This window comes from Lachnospira sp. (genome assembly GCF_016290755.1).
Lineage (GTDB): Bacteria > Bacillota > Clostridia > Lachnospirales > Lachnospiraceae > Lachnospira > Lachnospira multipara.
In genome coordinates, this window is record NZ_JAEEVD010000099.1 from 1 (window position 1) to 2,896 (window position 2,896).

The 2,896-nt window shown below is 36.4% G+C and carries 3 protein-coding genes and 1 pseudogene; 3 read left to right on the forward strand and 1 reads right to left on the reverse strand.

The window, feature by feature from the left end:
* Nucleotides 1-239: pseudogene (locus QVA17_RS12375) on the reverse strand (hypothetical protein); the annotation flags it as partial.
* A 306-nt stretch (nucleotides 240-545) separates the two neighbouring features.
* On the opposite strand from QVA17_RS12375, the gene QVA17_RS12380 reads away from it, so the two are divergent.
* From QVA17_RS12380 to panC, 3 genes are all read left to right on the forward strand, one after another.
* Nucleotides 546-1,412, forward strand: coding sequence for a Rossmann-like and DUF2520 domain-containing protein (locus QVA17_RS12380; protein ID WP_287389304.1), 867 nt, complete (start codon nucleotides 546-548; stop codon nucleotides 1,410-1,412).
* Between the two features lie 19 nt (nucleotides 1,413-1,431).
* Nucleotides 1,432-2,265 (forward strand): 3-methyl-2-oxobutanoate hydroxymethyltransferase, encoded by an 834-nt coding sequence (gene panB / locus QVA17_RS12385; RefSeq protein WP_287389306.1) that lies wholly within the window; start codon nucleotides 1,432-1,434, stop codon nucleotides 2,263-2,265.
* Nucleotides 2,266-2,269: 4 nt separating this feature from the next.
* The coding region (gene panC, locus QVA17_RS12390; RefSeq protein WP_287389308.1) for a pantoate--beta-alanine ligase at nucleotides 2,270-2,896 on the forward strand (627 nt) is incomplete at its 3' end.

Genomic DNA, 2,896 nt, shown 5'->3' on the forward strand with positions numbered 1-2,896 from the left:
ACAATGGAATATAATAAGTCGCTGGGATTTCCTATTGCAAATATTAAATTCATAGCCAGACCTGCAAATGCACCGGCAAGAGGGCCTAAAACTATACTCACTAAATAAGTGCCATAAGCATCCATATAAAATGGCAAATATAGATTAGTGGCTATAATTCTACCCATACAATTAAGTACAATTCCAATTACAATCATGGAAACACTATACTTATTCACATGAAATTTGTATTTATCCATTTTTTCCTCACTTTGGTCACGTTACAGTTACAAATATTATATCATAATCGGTATAGTTTTTCATCTATTGATATATAGTTCTAACAGATGACACAAAGTGCCACTGCCTTCAAAATTGCTTAAAATTCTGAACAATAATTGACTCTCCCACATACTCGTGCTATAGTCTGCTATTGGATGGTATTCGAAAGAAGCTGTACCGATAAATTTTTATTTTGATTATAAGTAAATATCACTTTAATTTTGATCCTATGCAAGACCTAATATATGAGCTTTTTAGGCAAGGGTACGAAAGGCGGTGATTATATGAATATAGGTTTTATTGGTGCTGGTAAAGTTGGTTTTTCTCTCGGAAAATATCTCAAACTTAACCAGCATTTTTTATCCGGCTATTATAGTCAAAACTTATCATCATCATTAAAGGCAGCAGAGTTTACGGACTCTAAGCAATTTACTAACATTAAAAATCTTGTAGGTGAAAGTGATATTATTTTCCTTACAGTGCCAGATAGTGCATTAGCTGCTATCTCACAAGAAATCTCCCAATACCCTGTTGCTGGAAAGATTTTTTGTCACTGTAGTGGGGCTTTTAATCACGAAATCTTATCGGAACTAGAGGCTAAAGGAGCCTTTACTTTTTCGGTTCATCCATTCCTGGCAATATCAGATAAATACACATCATACCAGGATTTATCCAAAGCGTTTTTTACAATTGAAGGAAATCTTACTAATCCTTTAGGACTTGAAAAAAAGGAAATTATCGAGGAACTCATTAAGTCTTGTCATAACAGCTATCAGTTCATCGATTCTAAAGACAAGGTTAAATACCACACTAGCGCTGTGTTTGCCTCTAACTTAATGATAGGCCTTGTGGATATGGCAACTAATCTTTTACTTGATTGTGGCTTTTCAAGGGAGAATGCCAACCAGGCTTTATCTAACATTTTAGAGAGTAATCTTTCTAGCATAATTAATAAGGGTTGTGAAAATGCATTAACTGGCCCTATTGAAAGAAATGATTATAAGACAGTAATATCCCACCTTGACTGCCTTTCCCAAAAGGATAGCTATAAAGAGGCTTACAAGGCCCTCTCAAAGCAATTAGTTTTAATTGCAAGTAAGAAACACCCAGATAGAGATTATTCAATTATGAATTCGCTTTTAGATAAATAACTAGATAAAGGAGCTTTAAATGAAAAGAACAGTAACAAGCCTAGCTAAGGCTAAACAAGAGGGAAGAAAGATTAGTATGCTTACATGCTATGATTACACAACTGCATGCATTATGGAAAAGGCCGGTATCGACTGCATTTTAATTGGAGATTCCCTTGGCATGACAATTCTTGGTTATAAGGATACTCTTTCAGTAACTATGGAGGACATGATACATCATACAAGAGCGGTATCACGTGGCTTAGACAATACATTTTTAATAGCAGATATGCCTTTCCTTTCTTATCAGACATCAATTTATGATGCAGTTTTAAACGCAGGACGTTTAGTTAAGGAAGGTCATGCACAGGCTGTAAAGCTTGAAGGTGGTGCTAAGGTTTGCGAACAAATCGAGGCCATTACTAAGGCAGATATTCCAGTTTGTGCCCACATTGGTCTTACACCACAGTCTATTAATAGCTTTGGTGGCTTTAAGGTACAGGGAAAAAATCTTAATCAGGCAAAGCAGTTAATTGAGGATGCCCTTGCAGTAGAAAAGGCCGGTGCTTTCATGGTTGTCTTAGAGTGTGTACCTGCAAAGCTTGCAAGCATTGTATCTAAGAAGCTTCACATTCCAACTATTGGAATCGGTGCTGGAGCGGGCTGTGACGGTCAGGTTTTAGTTTATCAGGATATGTTAAATATGTTTGATGGACTTAAGCCTAAGTTTGTTAAGCACTTTGCTAATGTTGGTGAGGAAATGAAGAATGCCTTTATTAAATATGATGAGGAAGTAAAGGCAGGAGTATATCCTAGTGAAGAGCATACATTTGCAATAGACGAGGAAACATTAAAGGAAATCGAGGAGAATTAGGAAAATGATAATTACAAAGACAGTTAAAGAGGTTAAAGAGCATGTAAGAGAATGGAAAAAGCAAGGCCTATCTATTGGTCTTGTTCCTACAATGGGTTATCTTCATGAAGGACATGCAAGTCTTATTAAGAAGGCTAGAGAGGACAATGACATTGTTATAGTAAGTGATTTTGTTAATCCTATTCAGTTTGGTGTTGGCGAGGATTTAGAAAGCTATCCTAGAGATTTTGCTGCAGATTGTAAATTATGCGAAGGTCTTGGAGTTGACTTAATCTTTAATCCAAGCCCAGAAGAAATGTATCTTGATGGCTTCCACTCTCACGTAGGAGTAGACGTATTATCACAAAATCTTTGTGGTAAAACTCGTCCTATTCACTTTAACGGTGTGTGCACAGTTGTTACTAAGCTTTTCAACATTTCAGAAGCTAACAGAGCTTACTTTGGACAAAAGGATGCACAGCAGCTTTGTATCGTAAAGCGCATGGTTCGTGACTTAAACTACAACATCGAAATCATTGGTTGCCCTATTATTCGTGAAGATGATGGACTTGCTAAGAGTTCAAGAAACACTTACTTAAACCCTGAAGAAAGAAAGGCAGCTCTTATTCTTAACAAGGCTTTAACTTCTGGA